This is a genomic window from Bartonella sp. CM86QHHN (assembly GCF_042194695.1).
In the GTDB taxonomy this organism is placed as follows: Bacteria; Pseudomonadota; Alphaproteobacteria; order Rhizobiales; family Rhizobiaceae; genus Bartonella.
This window is the reverse complement of sequence record NZ_JBHIND010000029.1, coordinates 1-1,355: the sequence shown is the minus strand read 5'-3', so window position 1 is coordinate 1,355 and position 1,355 is coordinate 1. Positions and strand designations below refer to the sequence as shown.

Annotated in this window: 2 protein-coding genes and 1 pseudogene; 2 read left to right on the top strand and 1 reads right to left on the bottom strand. The window is 35.0% G+C overall.

Annotated elements, in window-relative coordinates; all coding sequences use genetic code 11:
- The first annotated feature begins 74 nt into the window (after positions 1 to 74).
- Positions 75 to 305, top strand: a complete 231-nt coding sequence (locus ACFIKX_RS02865; RefSeq protein ID WP_208434686.1) for a hypothetical protein — start codon at positions 75 to 77, stop codon at positions 303 to 305.
- Positions 306 to 392: 87 nt separating this feature from the next.
- Here ACFIKX_RS02865 and ACFIKX_RS02860 read toward each other — a convergent pair whose 3' ends face one another.
- Entirely contained in the window at positions 393 to 1,064 is a 672-nt protein-coding gene (locus tag ACFIKX_RS02860) for a hypothetical protein (RefSeq protein ID WP_375627818.1), read from the bottom strand.
- Between the two features lie 66 nt (positions 1,065 to 1,130).
- Between ACFIKX_RS02860 and ACFIKX_RS02855 the strand changes: the two are divergent.
- Positions 1,131 to 1,355: pseudogene (locus ACFIKX_RS02855) on the top strand (hypothetical protein); the annotation flags it as partial.

Genomic DNA, 1,355 nt, shown 5'->3' with positions numbered 1-1,355 from the left:
GCGTGATGAAGCAGTAAAAGCGCCGCTTCATAAGAATAAGAAGAGTAAGAAGAAGGGTAAGTGAGGAGAGAAAGATGAGTTTAGTAGCAATTATTACGTTTTTTACTACCAATGCGGTTATGTTCTTTTGTGTTATCGCTATGTTCTTTTTTGTTTTGCTCTATCGCAATAGAGAACAAGAGCTCAAAACAGAACTGAAGGAAAAAGATATATTAATTGTAAAGTTAAATATGTCAATTGAAGAGTTGAAAAAGAAAGTACAAGAAAGAAGAGTTATAGGAACCTTTGGAGGTTATGATTCATGAAAAAGAACAAACTAATAAATACTTTTATCTTCTCACCTTAATAGGTGAGAAGATAAGTAAAACCTAATTCCCAATCTTATAAGATTATCATCGTTGATGACTTAATTTTCGAAAAAAGCTGGGCCAAAAGCGAACTTCAAGTGTTTTATGTGGGTCATATGATGAAGTATGTTCTAAGATAAAGATCGGAACGGATAGTTTATCATGATTTTCTGTTTCTATGGAGCGAATTTTTAATTCCCATTGAAAACTATCCCCACCATTCACTGTAAATAGGTCAATTCCTCTTTCTAATACGTTGTTTTGGATGACAGGATTTGTTGTAACGGGAGTTATTAAATCGATACATTTGGGAGATGTTTTAAGAATGCTTCTTGGAGAGCTTTGAGAGTATGGATAAGGAGTTGGATAGAATGCTTGAACGAATTCGAAAGGGCTATTTTCATCTATTCGTATATAGTTCATTTTCATTGGTCGGTCTGTGGGGTTTTTGATGGAAAATTCTATGAGAATACCTTCTGGTGATAGATCTTCAGGTTTAAGATTAAAGATCTCAACTTTCATCTTTGGTCCTAAACCTTCTGCTATGTTTTCTGTCCACAAAGTTTCTAAGGAATTTCTTATCATTTGGGGAAGGTCTTTTTTCAATATACTTTGTCTTTTGAATGTTGCGAGTTCTGTTTCAATGTTATTCAATTTATTGTTCATGTTAATTGTAATGTCAGTTAATTCTACAAAATTTTCTTGCATATTTCTCATATCTCTTTCTCCTCCGCTTTGGGAAAACAGTAATTTTATAAAATACGTTTTGTATGGAGAGGCGCGGTGAATAACACGATTCTTTGTTTTGATCTAGGTACCAAAACAGGGTGGGCGATACGTGGTGCAAGTGGTGACATGTTCAGTGGTACCGTGAATTTTCAATCACGCCGTTTTGAAGGCGGTGGAATGCGTTATTTGCGTTTTAAACAATGGCTATCAGAAATAAAGCAGACAGCAGGTCAAATTGACGCGGTGTATTTTGAAGAGGTGAGGCGTCATAAAGGTACA